Below are 20,714 nucleotides of genomic sequence, written 5' to 3' on the forward strand. Positions count from 1 at the left end.
CCAGTGAACACATGTTAGCTAAAATAAATTCGCAAAATTAAATTTTGTTTATTATTCAATAAGTTAATTACAAAAAATCAACTAACACGCGTTCATATTTATCAAAGGCATTTAAAATCAATCACATAAAATTGCGTCTGGTTGGGATAGATTTCAGCAATGACCCGTTTCAGCTCATCAAGCGACATATTTTCCTGTTGCGCATGTTTTTCGTTCAGCGTATCCAGCGTCACAGTTGACGTTCCTGTCACTTCGATTGTGCAAAAATAGCCATCATCTTCGAACCGCCCCACGCGTAGCACATCGCCTGCTTTAAAGTGGGACTCGGAGGCATCACGAATAGTGATGGTTTTACGCCCTGCCAGAATGTCATTCTGGAAACGTTGAAAGAAAGTAATGTCGTTTGGCTGCATGTGGTTATCCCCCTGAATATGGCCCCTTGAAGTGGATGTTACGATCTGAATATGTTCTTGTCCCGACACGCGAGCACCCTGGAATTTTGCGTACGCTTTACATGTCATTTGGTGCAGAATGAATGATAACAGACTAAATAAATTGAGATTATGCAACAATGAGAAAACTCACCTTGCCAAAAGATTTTTTATGGGGCGGCGCGGTTGCTGCACACCAGGTTGAAGGCGGCTGGAATAAAGACGGTAAAGGCCCCAGCATCTGCGACGTGCTAACCGGCGGCGCACACGGCGTGCCACGCGAAATCACCCAGAATGTCGTTGCTGGCAAATACTATCCGAACCACGAGGCGGTGGATTTTTACGGACATTACAAAGAAGACATCCGTCTTTTCGCCGAAATGGGGTTCAAATGCTTCCGTACCTCTATTGCCTGGACGCGTATCTTCCCGAATGGCGACGAATCCCAGCCAAACGAGGCCGGTCTGAAATTCTACGACGACATGTTTGATGAGTTACTCAAATACAACATCGAACCGGTCATTACCCTTTCTCACTTTGAAATGCCATTACATCTGGTACAGCACTACGGCGGCTGGACCAATCGTAAGGTCGTTGATTTCTTTGTCCGCTTTGCTGAAGTCGTGTTTGAACGCTACAAACATAAGGTCAAATACTGGATGACCTTCAACGAAATTAACAACCAGCGAAACTGGCGCGCGCCGCTGTTTGGCTACTGCTGTTCCGGCGTGGTGTATACCGAGCATGAGAATCCAGAAGAAACCATGTATCAGGTCTTACATCATCAGTTTGTCGCCAGCGCGCTGGCGGTAAAAGCGGCACGTCGCATTAACCCGCAGATGAAAGTGGGCTGTATGCTGGCGATGGTCGCGCTGTATCCTTTCTCCTGTAAACCAGAAGATGTGATGTTTGCTCAGGAGTCGATGCGTGAACGCTATGTCTTTACTGATGTGCAGTTGCGCGGCTACTACCCGTCCTATGTGTTGAACGAGTGGGAGCGCCGCGGATTTAACATCAAAATGGACGATGGCGATCTTGAAGTGCTGCGCGAAGGCACCTGCGATTATCTTGGTTTCAGTTATTACATGACCAACGCGGTCAAAGCCGAAGGCGGTAGCGGCGATGCGATTTCCGGTTTTGAAGGCAGCGTACCGAACCCCTATGTTAAAGCATCTGACTGGGGCTGGCAGATTGACCCGGTGGGCCTGCGTTATTCATTGTGTGAACTGTACGAACGCTATCAAAAGCCGCTGTTTATTGTCGAAAACGGTTTTGGTGCTTACGACAAAGTAGAAGAAGATGGCAGCATCAACGACGACTATCGCATTGACTACCTGCGCGCCCATATTGAAGAGATGAAAAAAGCGGTGACTTACGATGGTGTCGACCTGATGGGCTACACGCCGTGGGGCTGCATCGACTGCGTGTCGTTCACCACCGGTCAGTACAGCAAGCGCTACGGCTTCATCTACGTGAACAAGCACGATGACGGTACGGGCGATATGTCGCGTTCGCGTAAGAAAAGCTTCAACTGGTACAAAGAGGTGATTGCCAGCAACGGCGAGAAGCTTTAACTCCTGCACGTTACCCGCCAGTCGGCGGGTAACACTTTGAACGAGTCTTACCAGGTCTTACCTATTTTAAATTCCCAGCGTACATCTTCCATTTTGGTTGGCGACTTCGCTTCCTGCATTACCGGGAAGAAGGCTCCGGCACCAAACCATAATTTCAGTGAATCGACGGCAATATTAAATGACGGACCAACAACCCATTCGGTAGTTCCAGAATGGTTATTAATTACGCTGCCATTAGACAGTTTTTTCGTTCCAGAGGCATTATTGCTGTAGGCACTTTCCAGACCAAGATCCAGCGGTAAATCGCTAAACATATACCGCACCTGGGTATTCCACTGGAATTCGTTACCTCGTTTCACGTCCTGGTTACCGCGCTCAAATGGTCCCTGATATACAAAACCCATATCCCCTTTAATGTTAGGAGTAAATAATTTTGTTAAAGTGAGTGTTACTCTTCCTCCCCAGGCGCTATTCCCAGGCAAATGATTATCTCCATCTTGCCCGGTGGGTAGTAATACTGCCCCACCTACCGTAACCCAAAACGGATCACCTCTTCGCTGGCTCATTAAAGCATAATTGACCCCCACCGATTGGTCGCCCATTCCCTCTATGTGCTCAGGAGACAGATTGTCTCGTTTGTTATTGATATAGGAACCCACAGTTGATAATTCCAGTCTGTCGGTCAAACCGTAACGAATCTTCAATAACCATATCTGGGAGTAAACATCCGGACTTCCGTGCCCCTCGATTTGATGATCTTTATCGCGAAATGAGCTATTCACGGCGGTTAATAACTTTCCTTCCGGCAATACTGAACCACCAGAAATAGCGGTATTAACTGGTGCACCTAATAGATTACTGGGATTATTTTCTCCGTTAGCTGCCATTGCATTCATTAATAGAAAATATGTCATTAATGGCAGAAATATAAATCGTTTCATTATTCCCTCCAGGTATAAAAAACAAAGCGCTAAGTTAAATAAATATTTACGTTATTTATGCTTATTTTTAATTTATAATTTAAATTAATAACTTGATGAATTTAATATACGGAAATTTTTGTAACCATATTGAGAGGTAAATAACGATTCCGAAGAGAAACCATTTGTAACTATATGTAAATATACTGTGTTGTTTTGATTAAATAACAGCAAGGTAAAAATGATGCACAATGAATCATTAGGCTCTAAAAAACCGGTAATTTAATTCTGGCTAATACACTGATACAAACGCCAGGTTGCCTGACAGGAGCCAACGATTTACTGTAATATATTGAATTAGTAACACTTTGTAGCCTGAATAAGGCACTCACACTGCATCCGACATAAACAAAACGCACTTTATTAACAAGCTGAAAAGGCGCCGAAGCGCCTTTAGAAAACAGTCGAATCAGTAAATTACTGGTAGTCGCTAATCGGTACGCAGGAGCAGAACAGGTTACGGTCGCCATAAACATCATCCAGACGTTTCACCGTCGGCCAGTATTTGTCTGCCACGCCTGCCGGGAATACGGCAACTTCACGGCTGTACGGATGCGCCCACTCGGCGACCAGTTCGCTCTGAATGTGCGGCGCGTTCACCAGCGGGTTATCTTCCAGCGGCCAGACACCGGCTTTCACCTGGTCAATCTCTGCGCGGATAGCCAGCATCGCATCGATAAAGCGATCCAGCTCAGCCTTACCTTCAGATTCCGTCGGCTCTACCATCAGCGTGCCCGCCACCGGGAACGACATGGTTGGCGCATGGAAACCATAGTCGATCAGACGCTTGGCAATATCCAGCTCGCTGATGCCGGTTTCTTCTTTCAATGGGCGAATATCAAGAATACATTCGTGCGCCACTCGGCCATCGCGACCGGTATACAGTACCGGGTACGCGTCTTTCAGACGGCTGGCAATGTAGTTAGCGTTAAGAATCGCGACCTGACTTGCCTGCTTCAGGCCTTCTGCGCCCATCATGCGGATGTACATCCAACTAATCGGCAAAATGGAGGCGCTGCCGAACGGCGCCGCAGACACCGCGCCCTGACGGGTGAGCATCCCTTCAATTTGCACCACGCTATGACCCGGTACGAATGGTGCCAGATGCGCTTTCACGCCGATCGGTCCCATGCCTGGGCCACCGCCGCCGTGCGGAATGCAGAAAGTTTTATGCAGGTTAAGATGCGAAACGTCCGCGCCAATAAAGCCCGGTGAGGTAATGCCGACCTGAGCGTTCATGTTCGCGCCGTCAAGGTAAACCTGACCGCCGAACTGGTGCACAACTTCACACACTTCACGGATCGTTTCTTCATAGACGCCGTGGGTGGAAGGATAAGTCACCATGATGCAAGAAAGGTTCGCAGCATGTTGTTCTGCTTTGGCCCGCAGATCGTCCAGGTCGATGTTGCCGTTCTTATCACACGCCACAACCACCACCTGCATTCCTGCCATATGTGCAGAAGCAGGGTTAGTGCCGTGAGCAGAGGCCGGGATCAGGCAGATATCGCGATGCCCTTCGTTGCGGCTTTCGTGATAGTGACGAATCGCCAGCAGCCCCGCGTATTCCCCCTGTGCGCCGGAGTTCGGCTGCATACAGACGGCGTCGTACCCGGTGAGTTTCACCAGCCAGTCAGAAAGCTGGCTAATCATCTGATGATATCCTTCGGCCTGTTCCGGCGGGCAGAACGGGTGCAGTTCAGCGAATTCCGGCCAGGTGATAGGGATCATCTCGGCGGCGGCGTTCAGCTTCATGGTACAGGAACCCAGCGGGATCATCGCCTGGTTCAGCGCCAGATCTTTACGCTCCAGCGAGTGCATATAGCGCATCATCTCGGTTTCGCTGTGGTAACGGTTAAATACCGGATGCGTCAGAATCGCATCGTCACGCAGCATACTTTGCTGAATGGAACGGCTATCAAGCGCCACGTCTTTATCCAGTGTTTCAATGTTCAGACCGTGGCTGTCGCCCAGCAAAACATTGAACAACTGCGCCACATCCTCACGGGTGGTGGTTTCATCGAGGGTAATACCAACCGCGTTATGAATATCGCTGCGCAGGTTGATCTCTGCCGCTTCCGCACGCGCCAGTACCGCAGCTTTATCAGCTACTTCCACACACAGCGTGTCAAAGTAATGCGCATGACGCAGCTTTAAGCATTTCTGTTGCAGACCTGCCGCCAGAATATCCGTCAGGCGGTGGATACGATTCGCAATGCGTTTCAGTCCAACCGGTCCATGATAAACGGCATACAGACTAGCGATGTTAGCCAGCAGTACCTGCGAGGTACAAATGTTGGAGTTCGCTTTCTCACGGCGGATATGCTGCTCGCGAGTCTGCATCGCCATGCGCAGTGCGGTATTGCCCGCCGCATCTTTTGAGACGCCGATAATACGGCCTGGCATGGAGCGTTTAAATTCGTCTTTGGCGGCAAAGAACGCCGCATGCGGGCCACCGTACCCCATCGGTACGCCGAAGCGTTGCGCAGAGCCGAAAACAATGTCCGCGCCCTGTTTGCCCGGAGCCGTCAGCAGCACCAGCGCCATAAAATCGGCGGCGACGCTGACAATCACTTTACGGGCTTTGAGTTCGCTAATCAGCGCGCTGTAATCGTGAATTTCGCCCGTGGAGCCAACCTGCTGCAACAGCACGCCAAACACATCCTGGTGATCCAGTGCTTTCGCCGCGTCATCCACAATGACGTCAAAGCCAAAGGTTTCGGCGCGAGTACGCACGACGTCCAGAGTTTGCGGATGGACATCAGAGGCGACAAAGAACCGGTTGGCATTTTTCAGTTTGCTGACGCGCTTTGCCATCGCCATCGCTTCAGCGGCGGCGGTCGCTTCATCCAGCAGCGAGGCGGAAGCCATGTCCAGCCCCGTCAGGTCCAGCGTCACCTGCTGGAAGTTGAGCAGCGCTTCCAGACGCCCCTGAGAGACTTCCGGCTGATAAGGAGTGTAGGCGGTGTACCAGCCTGGATTTTCCAGCATGTTGCGCAGGATAACCGGCGGTAGCTGCACGGCGGTGTAGCCCATGCCAATGTACGACGTGAAGCGCTTGTTACGCCCGGCGATGGCTTTTAATTCCGCCAGTGCGGCATATTCGGTTGCCGCCTCGCCAACCTGCGGCGGAGTCGCGAGCTGAATGTCTTTCGGCACAATCTGACCTGTCAGCGCGTTTAACGACTCGGCGCCAACCGCATTCAGCATCTCTTGCTGCTGCGCGGCGTCCGGTCCGATGTGGCGCTCAATGAAAGCGCCGCGGTTTTCAAGCTGGCTTAACGTCTGTGTCATGGGCGATGGTTCCTGAAACGTGCAGTGAATTGTGATTGTCTCTAACTCAATTGCCCGGTGGCGCTGACGCTTACCGGGCCTACGCGTGCGAAAACGAATACGCAAAATCATTCGCGTTGCAGTGAGTAGGCCGGATAAGCATTAGCGCCATCCGGCACAACATTATTCGTCTTCTAACAATGCCTCGTACGCGGTGGCATCCAGCAGCGATTCAAGTTCGCTTTCATCGCTGGCTTTGATTTTAAAGATCCAGCCACCGGCATACGGTTCGCTGTTCACCAGCTCCGGGGAGTCGCTCAGCGCATCGTTTACCGCCACGATCTCGCCGCTTACCGGCGCATAAATGTCGGACGCCGCTTTTACGGACTCCGCCACGGCGCAGTCGTCGCCCGCGCTTACGGTCGCGCCGACTTCCGGCAGATCAACAAAAACCATATCGCCCAACAGCTCCTGAGCGTGTTCAGTAATGCCAACGGTGTAAGTGCCATCCGCTTCTTTACGCAGCCATTCGTGTTCTTTGCTGTATTTCAGTTCTGCGGGTACGTTGCTCATCAATTAATCTCCAAAAAAGGATGAATCACGCGACGGCTTTGCCGTTACGCACAAAAACAGGTTTAGTCACTTTTACCGGCATTTCACGGTTACGAATTTGTACAATCGCCGTCTCGCCGATGCCCGCCGGAACACGCGCCAGCGCAATGCTGTAGCCCAACGTTGGGGAAAACGTCCCGCTGGTGATAATGCCTTCTTGCTGATTGCCCTGCGCATCGGTAAAACGCACCGGCAGTTCATTACGCAATACGCCTTTCTCGGTCATCACCAGACCGACAAGCTGCTCATGGCCTTTTTCACGCTGCATCTCCAGCGCCTCACGGCCAATAAAGTCGCGGTCAGCAGGTTCCCAGGCGATAGTCCATCCCATATTAGCCGCCAGCGGAGAGATACCTTCATCCATCTCCTGACCGTACAGGTTCATGCCAGCTTCCAGACGCAGCGTGTCGCGCGCGCCAAGACCGCACGGCTTCACGCCCGCCTCCACCAGCGCACGCCAGAAATCCGCCGCTTTTTCATTCGGCATGGCGATTTCATAGCCCGCTTCGCCGGTATAACCGGTGGTGGCGATAAACAGATCGCCCGCCTGAACGCCGAAGAACGGCTTCATACCTTCTACTGCATGGCGCTGTTGGTCAGTAAACAGAGTCGCCGCTTTTTCCTGCGCATTCGGCCCCTGTACCGCAATCAGCGACAGGTCGTCACGAACGGTAATGTCGATGGCATAAGGTTCAGCGTGTTGGGTAATCCAGGAGAGGTCTTTTTCGCGGGTGGCGGAGTTAACAACGAGACGGAAGAAATCTTCAGTGAAGTAGTAGACGATAAGGTCATCAATCACGCCACCCGATGCGTTAAGCATACCGGAGTAGAGGGCTTTACCCGTCTTCGTTAGCTTCGCGACGTCGTTTGCCAGCAGATAACGCAAGAACTCCCGGGTGCGGCTGCCATGAAGATCGACAATGGTCATATGCGATACATCAAACATCCCGGCATCGGTGCGCACAGCGTGGTGTTCATCAAGCTGAGAGCCGTAATGCAGGGGCATCATCCAGCCATGAAAATCGACCATGCGGGCGCCGCATAGCGTGTGTTGTTCGTACAAAGGCGTCTGTTGGGCCATCTTTTCCTCGTTGAATTAGCGGGGGCTAACAACCATTTTCATGGGAAATCTTCGCCACGAAACCTGGCATCGACGCCCTTTTTCCTGCGCCGACGCAAACGTTCTCTTGCTCCTGAACTTACCACCGAACCAGGCGCTAAACCATAAGGCTGAATTTACCATCACATTAGCTTATGACTAAAAAACGCTAAAATCCCATCAGCACAAAAAACCACTATTACGCTAAATAACCGTCATAAAAAGGAAGCTGATACGATTTACCACAACATAAATTAATATTAAATGTGGAAAAAATGTCGAAAATCTCGTTCGCAAAAAATAGTGGCATTAGAAAATATAATGCGAAATAAGCGGTGAAATTAGATTATTTCAAACGAGGAAAGCCCCCCGGCGCGATAGCCGGGAAAGCAAAGTGTGACGGGTTTCAAACTCTTGCTGGCGTGCAGTCAGACACTTAACGAAGCCATTGCGGAAGGTCGTTTAGCCCCATTGCCTGGCGAAGCAGTTGGGGTTTGACGCCGGGGAGCGTATCCGCCAGTTTCAGCCCGATGTCGCGCAGCAATTTTTTTGCCGGGTTTTCGCCGGCAAACAGGTCACGAAAACCTTGCATCCCGGCAAGCATCATCGCCGCGCTATGTTTACGGCTACGCTCATAACGACGAAGATAAAGATGTTGACCAATGTCTTTGCCCTGGCGCTGAAGCCGGCGCAGATCGTCCACCAGTTCGGCCGCGTCCATAAAGCCGAGGTTGACGCCTTGCCCTGCCAGCGGGTGGATGGTGTGCGCGGCATCGCCGACCAACGCCAGACGATGCGCGGCAAACTGGCGAGCATAGCGGCCCGTCAGCGGAAAAACCTGCCGTTCGCTTTCCAGGCGGCATAAGCCCAGCCGATTATCGAAGGCGATAGTCAACGCCTGGTTAAACGCCTCGTCGCCGCTCTGTTGCATACGCTCCGCATCCTGCGGAGAAAGCGACCAGACAATGGAACACAGATGCGGATCGCTTAACGGCAAAAACGCCAGAATACCTTCACCATGAAACACCTGGCGAGCAACCGCGCCGTGCGGCTCTTCGGTGCGGATAGTCGCTACCAGCGCATGGTGACGGTAGTCCCAGAAAGTTAAGGGAATATCCGCTTTGTTACGCAGCCAGGAGTTGGCGCCATCCGCGGCAATCACCAGACGCGCGGTTAACATCGCGCCGTCTTTTAAAGTCAGGAAGGCGTCGTTCTCTCCCCAGGCGACCTGCTGTAACTCCGCTGGCGCCATTAAGGTGATATCCGCCGCTTGCTGCGCTTTTTGCCACAGTGCGTAGTGAATGACGCTGTTTTCAACAATATGCCCCAGATGGCTATATCCCATGCTTGCGTCATCAAACGTAATACGGCCAAAGCTGTCTTTATCCCAGACTTCCATACCGTGGTAACAACTTGCCCGTCGCGCCACAATGTTTGACCATACGCCAAGACGGGTAAGCAGTTTTTCGCTGGCGGCATTAATCGCCGACACCCGAAGCTGAGGCGGCGCATCGTTCGCCAACGGCTGGGGGACAACGTGATCCAGTACCGCAACGCGCAAACCGCTCCCCTGCAAGCCGCAGGCGACAGCCAGTCCCACCATGCCTCCGCCAACTATTGCTACATCAACACTTTGCACTATTTACTCCTGGAAACCGGAACAATCAAAACCGTAGGCCGGATAAGGCGAAGCTGCCATCCGGCATTTTTACGAACACGATGCCGGATGGCGGCATAAATGCCTTATCCGGCCTACAGATCTGCTTAACGCGCAACCCAACCTAAGGTCCGCTGTGCCAGCGCATCGCGCGCAGGCGGTAATAACTCCATCGCCATTAAACCGATATTGCGCCCAATAACCAGCGGCGCCCAACGATTTGCAAACAGATGGACCAGACCGTTTGTTACGCCAATCGTCGTATCCCGGTCAACCTGACGACGCTGCTGATAGCGCAATAACACGTGCCAGGCGCCAATATCCTCGCCCGCGTCCTGTGCCGCGACCAGCGTTTCCGCCAGGCTCATGACATCGCGCAGACCGAGATTAAACCCTTGTCCGGCGATAGGATGCAACGTCTGCGCCGCATTGCCGACCACGACAGTCCGGTGAGTAAACACTTTCGCCGCCGTAGTCAGGGCAAGCGGATACGCGCTGCGCTTCCCCGCCTGAGTAATTCGCCCCAGCCGCCAGCCGAACGCGGCCTGCAACGCATGACAGAACTGCGCGTCGGACCAGCTCAGCACCTCATCGCGCTGGTCGAGCGGGTGACACCAAACCAGCGAACATCGGCCATGCGACATCGGCAACATCGCCAGCGGGCCATTGGGGGTAAAACGTTCAAAGGCGCGTCCCTGGTGCGGGATAGCGGTCGCGACATTCGCTATCACCGCTAACTGTTCGTAAGGCTCCTGACGCCAGTCAACGCCGCAGGCTGACGCCAGCGCGGAGTGGGTACCGTTAGCCGCCACCAGCACGCTGCCAGCTATCACATTGCCATTTTCCAGTGTGACGTTAACCTGCTGTTGGGTACGCGACACGCTGGCTACGCGCTCCGGGCAGTGCAGCGTAACGCCCGGCGCTTTACGCAAGAGCGCAAACAGACGCAGCCCGATATCATGCAGCTCCGCAACGTGACCCAACGCTGCCAGGCTGTAATCCTGCGCGTCGAGAGTCACAAATCCGGCATGGCCGCGATCGCTGACGTGTACGGTGTTGATTGCCGTTGCGCAATCGGAAATCGCCTGCCAGACGCCAATTCGCGCCAGTTGCTGGCAAGTGCCCGCCGCCAGCGCAATCGCTCTGGCGTCAAAGCCGGGATGACCGTCGGCTTCAGGCGCTTTCGCTTCAATCAGGTGTACCGGCAACGTCCCATGACTGAACTGAGAGATGGCCAGCGCCAGCGTTGCGCCTGCCATGCCGCCGCCAACGATAATGACGCTCATTGCTGCCGCGCCGCCGCCATTAATGCCTCAATGTCATCCGCCTTCTTCACAACGCCAGCGGTCAGGTTTTCATTACCGGTTTCGGTAATGACAATGTCATCTTCAATTCGAACGCCAATGCCGCGATACGCTTCCGGCACGTCGGCATCCGGCGCGATATAGAGGCCTGGCTCTACGGTCAGCACCATGCCCGGCTCCAGGATGCGGGAGCGATCCGGCCCATAAACGCCGACATCATGAACATCCAGCCCCAGCCAGTGGCTCAAGCCATGCATAAAGAAAGGACGATGCGCATTTTCGGCAATCAGTTGATCAACCTCTCCTTGCAAAATCCCCAGCTTCACCAGCCCGGTTATCATGATGCGCACGACTTCGCCGGTCACCTCCTGAATAGAGGTGCCAGGACGGAACAGTCGCAGGCTGGTCTCCAGCGATTCCAGAACGATGTCATAAATTTCACGCTGAGCTGGCGTAAATTTCCCGTTCACCGGGAAAGTACGCGTGATGTCGCCCGCGTAACCTTTATATTCACAGCCCGCGTCGATAAGCACTAAATCGCCGTCGCGCATTTCACTTTCGTTTTCAGTGTAATGCAGGATACAGCCATTTTCGCCGCTGCCGACAATGGTGTTATAGGAGGGATAGCGCGCGCCGTGGCGATTAAATTCGTGGTGAATTTCACCCTCCAGCTGATACTCAAACATCCCCGGACGGCATTTTTCCATCGCGCGGATATGCGCCAGCGCGCTAATTTCCCCGGCACGGCGCAGGACAGCAATCTCTTCCGGCGATTTGAACAGGCGCATCTCATGGACGATCGGTCGCCAGTCAGTCATGGTGGCCGGCGCGGTCAGATTCTGGCGGGAGCCTTTACGCAGCTTCTCCAGCGCAGCCAGAACAATTTCGTCGGCATACGCATATTCGCCCTGCGCGTGGTACACCACATCCAGACCATTAAGCAACTGAAAGAGTTGCTGGTTGATTTCGCTAAACGCCAGCGCCCGGTCAACGCCCAGTTTTTCCGGCGCGGCATCCTGTCCTAAACGGCGACCAAACCAGATTTCCGCCGTCAGGTCGCGAACGCGGTTGAACAAAACGCTGTGGTTGTGGGTGTCATCACTCTTAATCAGTACCAGCACGGCTTCCGGTTCGTTAAAACCGGTGAAATACCAGAAGTCGCTACTCTGGCGATACGGATATTCACTGTCTGCGCTGCGCGTCGCCTCCGGCGCGGCAAAGATCAGCGCGGCGCTGCCGGGCTGCATTTGCGCCAGTAATGCCTGGCGACGGCGTTGGTATTCCTGCTGAGTCATGACATGGCCTCCATTTCGTTTTTTCTTAGTGTAGCGTCGGTTTACGCACTTCCGGCGCGGTCGGCTGTTGGCGCGTGAAAGTGTCATGACATAACAGCGCCGCAACACGGACATATTCGATGATCTCTTCGAGCGACATCTCCAGCTCTTCCTGATCTTCGCTCTCATCATAACCAAGCTGCGCAATATTACGCAGGTCGTCAATCGCTTCACCCGTTTCGCCGGTGACTTTATCAAGTTTAGGCTGCGTTACGCCGAGGCCAAGCAAAAAGTGGTTAACCCACCCGGCTAAGGCATCTGCGCGATCGAATACGCTGACATCGTCGCCTTCAGGCAGATAAAGCTGAAAAAGAAAGCCGTCGTCTTCCAGCGCGTCGCTGGTCGCCGCGTGCATTTTGCGCAGCGCCTGAGCAAGCTCATGCCCGAAGGCCAGACCTTCGTTCGTCAGGTCGTGCAACAGCGGCTGCCATGAGCTGTCGTTGTTGCCGCCGCAAATCATCCCGCTGATTAAACCATGCATTTCAGCCGGGGTCAGACCGGCCCCTTGTTGATTCAAAAACCGGTTCATTTCGTTGTAACCAGGCATTTCGTTCTGTATAGACATAAGCATTCGTCATCAAAGGGAGGATATTCATGATATGCTACCACTTTGGACCCTGGTGAACCAGAAAAGGGCTTGTATCTTCACACCAGGGTAGCTATAGTGTCGCCCCTTCGCGGACCCTGGGTCTGGAGACGAAGGCAGCGCAGTCAATCAGCAGGAAGGTGGCATGTCTGCACAACCCGTCGATATCCAAATATTTGGCCGTTCACTGCGAGTGAATTGCCCGCCTGACCAAAGGGATGCGTTGAATCAGGCTGCGGACGATCTGAATCAGCGGTTGCAAGATCTGAAAGTTCGCACTAGAGTCACAAATACTGAGCAGTTGGTTTTCATTGCCGCATTGAATATCAGCTATGAGTTAACTCAGGAAAAAGCGAAGACCCGCGATTACGCGGCGAGCATGGAACAACGTATTCGGATGCTACAACAGACCATCGAACAGGCGTTGCTTGATCAAGGTCGCATAACCGAAAAAACGGGCCAAAACTTTGAATAACACTTTTCGCTTTACTATGGTAAAGTGATTGTGAAAACAGAATTTCTCTGAGATGTTTGCAAGCGGGCCAGTCCCCTGAGCCGATATTTCATACCACAAGAATGTGGCGCTCCGCGGTTGGTGAGCATGCTCGGTTCGTCCGAGAAGCCTTAAAACTGTGACGACACATTCACCTTGAACCAAGGGTTCAAGGGTTACAGCCTGCGGCGGCATCTCGGAGATTCCCCTTCTGACTGGCGACAGCCATGACGCAACTTCCCGAACTCTCTTTATCACGACAAGAAATCCGCCGAATGATTCGGCAACGTCGCCGTGCGCTGACGCCAGAGCAGCAACGCCGCTTTGGTCAACAGGCCGCCGCCCGAATGCTCAGCTTTCCTCCCGTCGTGATGGCGCACACTGTCGCCGTGTTTCTCTCCTTTGATGGCGAACTCGACACCCAGCCGCTGATAGAACAGCTATGGCAAGCGGGCAAGCGCGTCTACCTTCCGGTTCTTCATCCCTTTAGCCCTGGCAACCTTCTGTTCCTGCACTATCATCCGCAGAGTGCGCTGGTGACCAACCGCTTAAAGATCCAGGAGCCACGGCTTGATGTCCGCGACGTATTACCGCTGGCAAAGCTGGATGTGCTGGTAACGCCGTTAGTCGCGTTTGACGAAGACGGGCAGCGCCTGGGGATGGGCGGCGGATTTTATGACCGCACGCTACAAAACTGGCAGCAGCATAAGATCCAGCCCGTGGGCTACGCGCATGATTGCCAGTTAGTAGAAAAGCTGCCGGTTGAAGAGTGGGATATCCCGCTGCCTGCGGTGGTGACGCCATCCAAAATTTGGGAGTGGTAGCCGTGTTTTGCCGATTGACAGCGTCGCTTTTTTGACCTAAATTTCTCGGTGAAGGGTGAGGGAGGCGAACCTCCCTCCTGCGTACTCTCTGTTAATATGCTGGGCAAGCGATGATTAACAGGATCAGCAGCATGATGACGTATCTCATCATCGTCCCTTTCCTTTTTAGAGCCCCTGCTTCGCCAAGGGCTTTCCCGTTTCAGCGCTATGCTGAGCCCTTATCGTAAATTCCTTTTATTGCTGTACAACACGCAACGCTGCCTTTAATTACCAATTGCGGCAAGGCTCGAAAACAGAATGTATGCGTTACACGAAGAGATGTTGAGGCAGGGAAACCAGAGAAAGGATGGGCAGGTCATCTCCTGCCCATTTAGAGGAAATTAGTACAGCAGACGGGCGCGAATGGTGCCCGGAATCGCCTTCATCGCCAGCAGCGCTTTCTCCGCCACATCGCCATCGGCTTCTATATCAATCACCACATACCCCATTCGGGCGGAGGTTTGCAGATACTGCGCGGCAATGTTAACGCCCTGCTCGGCAAAGATCTGGTTAAGCGCGGTCAATACGCCCGGGCGGTTTTCGTGGATGTGCATCAGGCGACGACCGCCGTGCAGCGGCAGCGACACTTCCGGGAAGTTCACGGCGGACAGCGTCGAGCCGTTATCCGAGTACTTAATCAGTTTTCCTGCGACTTCCAGACCGATGTTTTCTTGCGCCTCCTGCGTCGAGCCGCCGATATGCGGCGTCAGGATCACGTTATCGAATTCGCACAGCGGAGAGGTAAACGGATCGCTATTAGTGGCCGGTTCCGTCGGGAAGACGTCGATAGCCGCCCCCGCCAGATGTTTCGTCGCCAGCGCGTCGCACAAAGCCGGGATATCCACCACCGTACCGCGCGCGGCGTTAATCAGCAGCGAACCCGGCTTCATCAGGGCTATCTCTTTTGCGCCCATCATGTTTTTGGTGGAGGCGTTTTCAGGTACGTGCAGACTGACCACATCGCTCATATTCAGCAATTCAGACAGGTGCTGCACCTGAGTTGCGTTACCAAGCGGCAGTTTATTTTCAATATCATAGAAATAGACATGCATCCCCAGCGATTCCGCCAGAATGCCCAACTGCGTTCCGATATGGCCGTAACCGATAATGCCAAGCTTTTTACCGCGCGCTTCGAACGATCCCGCCGCCAGTTTATTCCATACGCCGCGGTGCGCTTTGGCGTTCGCTTCCGGCACGCCGCGCAGCAGCAGCAATAGCTCGCCAATCACCAGCTCCGCCACGGAACGGGTATTCGAGAATGGCGCGTTAAAGACCGGAATACCGCGTTTTGCCGCCGCATTTAAATCCACCTGGTTGGTGCCGATGCAAAAACAGCCAATCGCCACCAGCTTCTCTGCGGCGTTAATCACTTCTTCTGTCAGATGAGTACGGGATCGCAGACCGATGAAGTGGACATCGCGGATGGACGCTTTCAACTGTTCAGCATCCAGCGCGCCCTTGTGATATTCAATGTTGGTGTAACCTGCCGCACGAAGGCTTTCCAGCGCCTTTTGATGCACCCCTTCAACCAGCAGAAATTTAATTTTATCTTTCTCCAGCGATACCTTTGCCATTTCCCCGATCCTGTCTTTTTTTGCCATCTGATGTTGTGTGTGGATTTGCATCCGTCCTTCAACATATCAAAAAAAATTATCACGGCAATATGAACGTTTGCGCCAGCGTCGTGAAGGAATCGCATACAGCGGGAAATAGCAGATGAAAATACCGGGAATAACTTTTTCTTTGGAGGGATCGGCAGGGCAAACGATTAAACGTGATACATGTCACCAAATTTGCCCTGACCGAATTTTTTACGCGGCAGGAAATACGCCTGGCGGGATCATTTTACGATGGTTTTCACCCCGTCCGGCGTGCCGATCAGTGCGACATCGGCGCCACGGTTGGCGAACAACCCTACGGTCACGACGCCCGGAATCGCGTTAATGGCGTTTTCCAGCGCGATGGGATCAAGGATTTCCATCCCATAAACATCCAGAATCACGTTGCCGTTATCCGTGACCACGTTCTGACGGTACTCCGGACGCCCGCCCAGCTTCACCAGTTGACGAGCGACCGCGCTGCGCGCCATCGGAATCACTTCAACTGGCAACGGGAATTTGCCAAGAATATCCACCTGTTTAGAGGCATCCGCAATACAGATAAATTTCTCCGCCACGGAAGCAATAATTTTCTCACGGGTTAATGCCGCGCCGCCGCCTTTGATCATCTGCATATGACCGTTGATTTCGTCCGCGCCATCGACATAGATACCCAGGCTATCCACTTCGTTGAGATCAAACACATGAATACCGAGGCCTTTGAGTTTTTCAGTCGAGGCGTCCGAGCTGGAGACCGCGCCTTCAATCTGGCCTTTCATTGTGCCCAGCGCATCAATAAAGTGTGCGGCCGTTGAGCCTGTACCAACGCCCACAATGGTGCCGGGCTGTACATACTGAAGTGCCGCCCATCCTACCGCTTTTTTCAGTTCATCCTGCGTCATAGATCGTTTCGCCTGTGGTGTGAAAATACAGCCGCATTATAGAACATTGTCGGGAAAAATCTCCGTGTCCGTACACAGGCTACGGATTTCATCTGTACCGACGGCAAATTTATGTCATAGTGCGAAAAAAAATAACAGGAGCATGACACAACAATGAAACGTCCGGACTACAGAACACTACAGGCGCTGGATGCCGTTATACGTGAACGAGGATTCGAGCGCGCCGCCCAGAAGCTGTGCATCACGCAATCCGCCGTCTCACAGCGCATAAAACAGCTTGAGAATATGTTCGGACAACCTTTGTTGGTGCGTACCGTTCCTCCTCGCCCTACGGAGCAAGGGCAAAAATTACTGGCTCTGCTGCGTCAGGTTGAACTGCTGGAAGAAGAGTGGCTGGGCGATGAACAAACCGGCTCTACGCCGCTGCTGCTGTCGCTGGCGGTTAACGCCGACAGTCTGGCGACCTGGCTGCTTCCGGCGCTGGCGCCGGTACTGGCGGACTCCCCTATCCGTCTCAATTTACAGGTGGAAGATGAAACGCGCACGCAAGAACGTCTGCGGCGCGGCGAGGTGGTGGGCGCGGTGAGTATTCAGCATCAGGCGCTACCCAGTTGCCTGGTGGACAAACTGGGCGCACTCGACTATCTGTTTGTCGCGTCAAAGCCGTTTGCCGAGCGCTATTTCCCCAATGGCGTTACCCGGTCGTCGCTGCTAAAAGCGCCCGCCGTCGCGTTCGACCATCTGGATGATATGCATCAGGCCTTTTTGCAACAGAATTTCGATCTACCGCCCGGCAGCGTGCCGTGCCATATCGTTAATTCATCCGAAGCATTTGTACAGCTTGCGCGTCAGGGCACGACCTGCTGCATGATCCCTCACCTGCAGATTGAGAAAGAGCTGGAAAGCGGCGAGTTGATCAACTTAACGCCTGGTTTGCTGCAGCGCCGGATGCTTTACTGGCACCGCTTTGCCCCGGAAAGCCGGATGATGCGCAAAGTGACCGACGCGCTGCTGGAGTACGGGCACAAGGTGCTGCGTCAGGATTAACCTCTCTATGAATGCCGGATGGCGGCGTGAACGTCTTATCCGGCCTGCATGACCCATTATTCCCTCGTCACTTCTTTGAAGTTCATCACAAAATCATTGCGTTCAGGCGGCAAAAAACGACGCGCCATTGGCTATTTTTTGCTGGCGACAAGGCGATTCAAAACGCTCACCGTATTAGCAAATCTTCATTTCAATGCGTAATACGGAGCAAAAAACGCGAACATCGGGAGAAAACGCGGCCTGGAAAGCCCAGGCCGGGCGAGATTACTGCGTGCTGGCGGCCGTGGTCGACGTCTGCCCGGTTCCAGGTTCAAGCTGGAATACCACATCGACCTGATCGTCGAACTGAATGGTCGGCTGCTCGTAAGTTTCCTGCGCGGATACTGGCGCAGCATCTGCGGCTTTCATCATTCGCACCACCGGACTCGGCTGATAATTAGAGACATGGTAACGAACGCTGTAAACCGGCCCCAATTTGCTGTTAAAACCGGCTGCCAGCGCTTGCGCCTGATGAATCGCGTCATCAATGGCGGCTTTGCGGGCCTTGTCTTTATAGGCGTCCGGTTGCGCCACGCCCAGCGATACCGAACGAATCTCGTTCAGACCCGCCTTCAGCGCGCCGTCCAGCAGCGAATTAAGTTTATCTAACTGACGCAGCGTCACCTCAACGGTTCGCACCGCGCGATACCCTTTCAGAATGCTTTTACCGTTTTGGTAATCATAATCCGGCTGCGTGCGCAGATTCGCCGCGCTAATGTCTTTTTTCGCAATCTGATTTTGCTCAAGGAAGGAAAGATATTGCGCCACGCGCTCATCGGCCTGCTTTTTCGCCGTCGCCGCATCCTTCGCCGCGACGTTCACTTCAATCGCTAAGGTGGCGATATCAGGCACAGCATCGACGCTTGCCGTACCGGAAGTCACGATGTGCGGGCCTTCCGGCAATTCGCTTGCCTGCGCCGACATTGCACTTAAACCCACTAATGCCGCCAGGGCCATCACTTTGAACTTCACAGTCTCTCCTCCATATTGCAGTCATTGCCCTGATATACAGGGCGCATGCAGGCAAGCTTAGCGGATATCGGCCTGTTGTCCATCAGACAACGCTTAGTTGAAAAGCGCGTGCATATGCGCGACGCCTTCCCGCGCCAGTTGGAAGGCGATAAGCCACATCACCACCCCAACCAGAATGTTGATAATGCGTTGAGCTTTCGCCGTACGCAGTCGAGGCGCAAGCCAGGCCGCCAGTAGCGCTAACCCAAAAAACCATAAGAACGACGCGCTAATCGTGCCGAGGGCGAACCAGCGCTTTGGCTCCATAGCCAGTTGTCCGCCGAGACTGCCCAACACGACAAACGTATCCAGATAAACGTGCGGATTCAGCCACGTTACCGCCAGCATCGTAGCAATAATTTTCCAGCGCCCCTGCTTCATAACCTCGGCGCTGGCCAGCTCCAGATTACTGCTCATTGCCGTTTTCAGCGCGCCAAAACCGTACCATAACAAGAACGCGACCCCGCCCCATGTGACCAGCGCCAGCAGCCACGGCGACTGCATCAGCAACGCGCTGCCGCCAAAAATACCGGCGCTAATCAGGACTAAATCACTTAACGCGCAAAGCAGCGCTATCATGAGGTGGTACTGGCGACGAATTCCCTGATTCATCACAAACGCATTTTGCGGGCCAAGCGGAAGGATCATGGCGGCGCCAAGGGCAAGCCCTTGAAAATAATAAGATATCACGTTAACTACCCTGAGCTGTTTTTCTTAAAGGCAGACTATAGCGCGGGAATATTATTAGCGGAAATTGATAATTTTAATCACTAATAAGAAAAGCTAATGAAGAGACTGAATAACGGATGGCGGCTACGCTTATCCGCTCAATAACCAGAGAATACTGGAGGCGGATAAGCGCAGCGCGGGAGGAAAATTACTCCGCGGCGTTATCTTTCACGCGTTTAAAATTGACGTCCATCTGCGGGTACGGGAAGCTAATACCAGCGGCGTCGAATTCACGTTTAATACGTTCCAGCACGTCCCAGTAGACATTTTGCAGGTCGCTGCTTTTACTCCAGACACGCACCACAAAATTAATTGATGAGGCGCCCAGCTCATTCAAACGCACCGTCATTTCGCGATCTTTTAAAATACGATCGTCGGACTCGATAATCGTCGTTAGCAGCTGTTTCACCTGATCGATATCCGAATCGTAGGCCACCCCAATAATGAATTCGTTACGGCGAACCGGCTCACGAGAATAGTTGATGATATTTCCCGCGATAATTTTGCCATTCGGAATCACAATAATTTTGCCGTCTACCGCGCGCATTGTCGTGGAAAAGATTTGCACGTTCAGTACCGTACCGGCAACGCCGCCCAAATCGACATACTCACCGGCGCGGAACGGACGGAACATAACCAGCAATACCCCAGCCGCAAGGTTAGAAAGCGATCCCTGTAATGCCAGGCCAACGGCTAAACCGGCGGCGCCCAGTACTGCGATCACCGACGCCGTTTGTACCCCCACGCGACCCAGAGCCGCAATCAGCGTAAAAGCGATAACCCCATAGCGCACCAGCGCAGAAAGAAAGTCGGCCACTGTCGCATCAATATGACGCGCACGCATCAGACGATTTACCGTATTGGAAATCACACGCGCTACAATCAAGCCGATGATGATAATAGCGATAGCCGCAACAATATTCACAGCATAGCTGAGCAATAACGCCTGGTTGCGTACCAGCCAGGTGCCCGCACCATTTATGCTGTCGACAACATTCAAATCTTCCATTCAATATTCCTTGGTCATAGCAAAACAAGCAAATGAGATCATTCTCACGAAAAGAACTTTTTAAAGGTAAACAAAAACAGAGGAATATGCCATTTTTCGGCATCATCCCGAAACCAAAAAAGGCAGGTACACTGTGAGTTGGCCGGATGAAAGCGCTAACTAACGCCGCTCTCCGG

At 53.1% G+C, this 20,714-nt stretch carries 18 protein-coding genes and 1 other RNA gene; 5 read left to right on the forward strand and 14 right to left on the reverse strand.

Annotated features, from left to right (window positions below; all coding sequences use genetic code 11):
- Positions 1-101: 101 nt before the first annotated feature.
- Positions 102-413, reverse strand: coding sequence for a N(4)-acetylcytidine aminohydrolase (yqfB, locus tag ABVM99_RS05855; protein ID WP_001182976.1), 312 nt, complete (start codon positions 411-413; stop codon positions 102-104).
- A 158-nt stretch (positions 414-571) separates the two neighbouring features.
- Here yqfB and bglA point away from each other — a divergent pair, with 158 nt between their 5' ends.
- Positions 572-2,005, forward strand: a complete 1,434-nt coding sequence (bglA, locus tag ABVM99_RS05860) for a 6-phospho-beta-glucosidase BglA (RefSeq protein ID WP_001230140.1) — start codon at positions 572-574, stop codon at positions 2,003-2,005.
- 47 nt (positions 2,006-2,052) lie between these two features.
- On the opposite strand, the gene ABVM99_RS05865 is transcribed toward bglA, so the two are convergent.
- From ABVM99_RS05865 to ABVM99_RS05900, 8 genes are all read right to left on the reverse strand, one after another.
- A complete protein-coding gene (locus tag ABVM99_RS05865) occupies positions 2,053-2,946 on the reverse strand; it encodes a transporter (protein ID WP_000819375.1) in 894 nt (297 codons plus the stop codon).
- Between the two features lie 456 nt (positions 2,947-3,402).
- Complete coding sequence (gene gcvP, locus ABVM99_RS05870) at positions 3,403-6,276, reverse strand: aminomethyl-transferring glycine dehydrogenase (RefSeq protein ID WP_023194389.1); 2,874 nt, start codon at positions 6,274-6,276, stop codon at positions 3,403-3,405.
- Positions 6,277-6,438: 162 nt separating this feature from the next.
- On the reverse strand, positions 6,439-6,828 hold the full coding sequence (gene gcvH / locus ABVM99_RS05875; protein WP_001295377.1) for a glycine cleavage system protein GcvH: 390 nt from the start codon (positions 6,826-6,828) through the stop codon (positions 6,439-6,441).
- A gap of 25 nt (positions 6,829-6,853) precedes the next feature.
- A complete protein-coding gene (gene gcvT / locus ABVM99_RS05880) occupies positions 6,854-7,948 on the reverse strand; it encodes a glycine cleavage system aminomethyltransferase GcvT (RefSeq protein WP_000068738.1) in 1,095 nt (364 codons plus the stop codon).
- Positions 7,949-8,402: 454 nt separating this feature from the next.
- The gene (gene ubiI / locus ABVM99_RS05885) at positions 8,403-9,605 is read right to left on the reverse strand and encodes an FAD-dependent 2-octaprenylphenol hydroxylase (RefSeq protein ID WP_001192144.1); all 1,203 of its coding nucleotides are present in this window, start codon (positions 9,603-9,605) and stop codon (positions 8,403-8,405) included.
- Between the two features lie 125 nt (positions 9,606-9,730).
- Complete coding sequence (gene ubiH / locus ABVM99_RS05890) at positions 9,731-10,909, reverse strand: 2-octaprenyl-6-methoxyphenyl hydroxylase (protein ID WP_023195156.1); 1,179 nt, start codon at positions 10,907-10,909, stop codon at positions 9,731-9,733.
- Positions 10,906-12,222, reverse strand: a complete 1,317-nt coding sequence (pepP, locus tag ABVM99_RS05895; RefSeq protein ID WP_000193681.1) for a Xaa-Pro aminopeptidase — start codon at positions 12,220-12,222, stop codon at positions 10,906-10,908. Before pepP ends, ubiH begins: the two co-directional genes overlap by 4 nt.
- Before the next feature lie 25 nt (positions 12,223-12,247).
- On the reverse strand, positions 12,248-12,826 hold the full coding sequence (locus tag ABVM99_RS05900) for a YecA family protein (RefSeq protein ID WP_000027236.1): 579 nt from the start codon (positions 12,824-12,826) through the stop codon (positions 12,248-12,250).
- A 166-nt stretch (positions 12,827-12,992) separates the two neighbouring features.
- Between ABVM99_RS05900 and zapA the strand changes: the two genes are divergently transcribed.
- The 3 genes from zapA to ABVM99_RS05915 all read left to right on the forward strand — a co-directional run bounded on the left by zapA (position 12,993) and on the right by ABVM99_RS05915 (position 14,164).
- The gene (gene zapA / locus ABVM99_RS05905; RefSeq protein WP_001276011.1) at positions 12,993-13,322 is read left to right on the forward strand and encodes a cell division protein ZapA; all 330 of its coding nucleotides are present in this window, start codon (positions 12,993-12,995) and stop codon (positions 13,320-13,322) included.
- A 41-nt stretch (positions 13,323-13,363) separates the two neighbouring features.
- Positions 13,364-13,547: non-coding RNA, 6S RNA (gene ssrS, locus ABVM99_RS05910), on the forward strand.
- Positions 13,548-13,567: 20 nt separating this feature from the next.
- Positions 13,568-14,164: a 5-formyltetrahydrofolate cyclo-ligase gene (locus ABVM99_RS05915; protein ID WP_001519554.1), complete on the forward strand. Its 597-nt coding sequence runs from the start codon at positions 13,568-13,570 to the stop codon at positions 14,162-14,164.
- Between the two features lie 380 nt (positions 14,165-14,544).
- Here ABVM99_RS05915 and serA read toward each other — a convergent pair whose 3' ends face one another.
- Positions 14,545-15,777 carry a phosphoglycerate dehydrogenase gene (gene serA, locus ABVM99_RS05920; RefSeq protein ID WP_023195155.1) on the reverse strand — a complete coding sequence of 411 codons (1,233 nt, stop codon included), beginning with the start codon at positions 15,775-15,777 and terminating at the stop codon, positions 14,545-14,547.
- A gap of 266 nt (positions 15,778-16,043) precedes the next feature.
- Positions 16,044-16,703 carry a ribose-5-phosphate isomerase RpiA gene (rpiA, locus tag ABVM99_RS05925; RefSeq protein WP_000189741.1) on the reverse strand — a complete coding sequence of 220 codons (660 nt, stop codon included), beginning with the start codon at positions 16,701-16,703 and terminating at the stop codon, positions 16,044-16,046.
- Between the two features lie 153 nt (positions 16,704-16,856).
- Between rpiA and argP the strand changes: the two genes are divergently transcribed.
- Positions 16,857-17,750: a DNA-binding transcriptional regulator ArgP gene (argP, locus tag ABVM99_RS05930; RefSeq protein ID WP_000828345.1), complete on the forward strand. Its 894-nt coding sequence runs from the start codon at positions 16,857-16,859 to the stop codon at positions 17,748-17,750.
- Between the two features lie 264 nt (positions 17,751-18,014).
- Here the strand turns inward: argP and ABVM99_RS05935 are convergent, their stop codons facing one another.
- The 3 genes from ABVM99_RS05935 to ABVM99_RS05945 all read right to left on the reverse strand — a co-directional run bounded on the left by ABVM99_RS05935 (position 18,015) and on the right by ABVM99_RS05945 (position 20,538).
- Complete coding sequence (locus ABVM99_RS05935; RefSeq protein WP_000669854.1) at positions 18,015-18,761, reverse strand: oxidative stress defense protein; 747 nt, start codon at positions 18,759-18,761, stop codon at positions 18,015-18,017.
- 93 nt (positions 18,762-18,854) lie between these two features.
- A complete protein-coding gene (gene argO / locus ABVM99_RS05940; RefSeq protein ID WP_000626876.1) occupies positions 18,855-19,490 on the reverse strand; it encodes an arginine exporter ArgO in 636 nt (211 codons plus the stop codon).
- 187 nt (positions 19,491-19,677) lie between these two features.
- Positions 19,678-20,538: a small-conductance mechanosensitive channel MscS gene (locus ABVM99_RS05945; protein ID WP_000389833.1), complete on the reverse strand. Its 861-nt coding sequence runs from the start codon at positions 20,536-20,538 to the stop codon at positions 19,678-19,680.
- Positions 20,539-20,714: the final 176 nt, after the last annotated feature.

This window comes from Salmonella sp. SJTUF15591 (assembly GCF_043356435.1).
Taxonomy (GTDB): domain Bacteria; phylum Pseudomonadota; class Gammaproteobacteria; order Enterobacterales; family Enterobacteriaceae; genus Salmonella; species Salmonella enterica.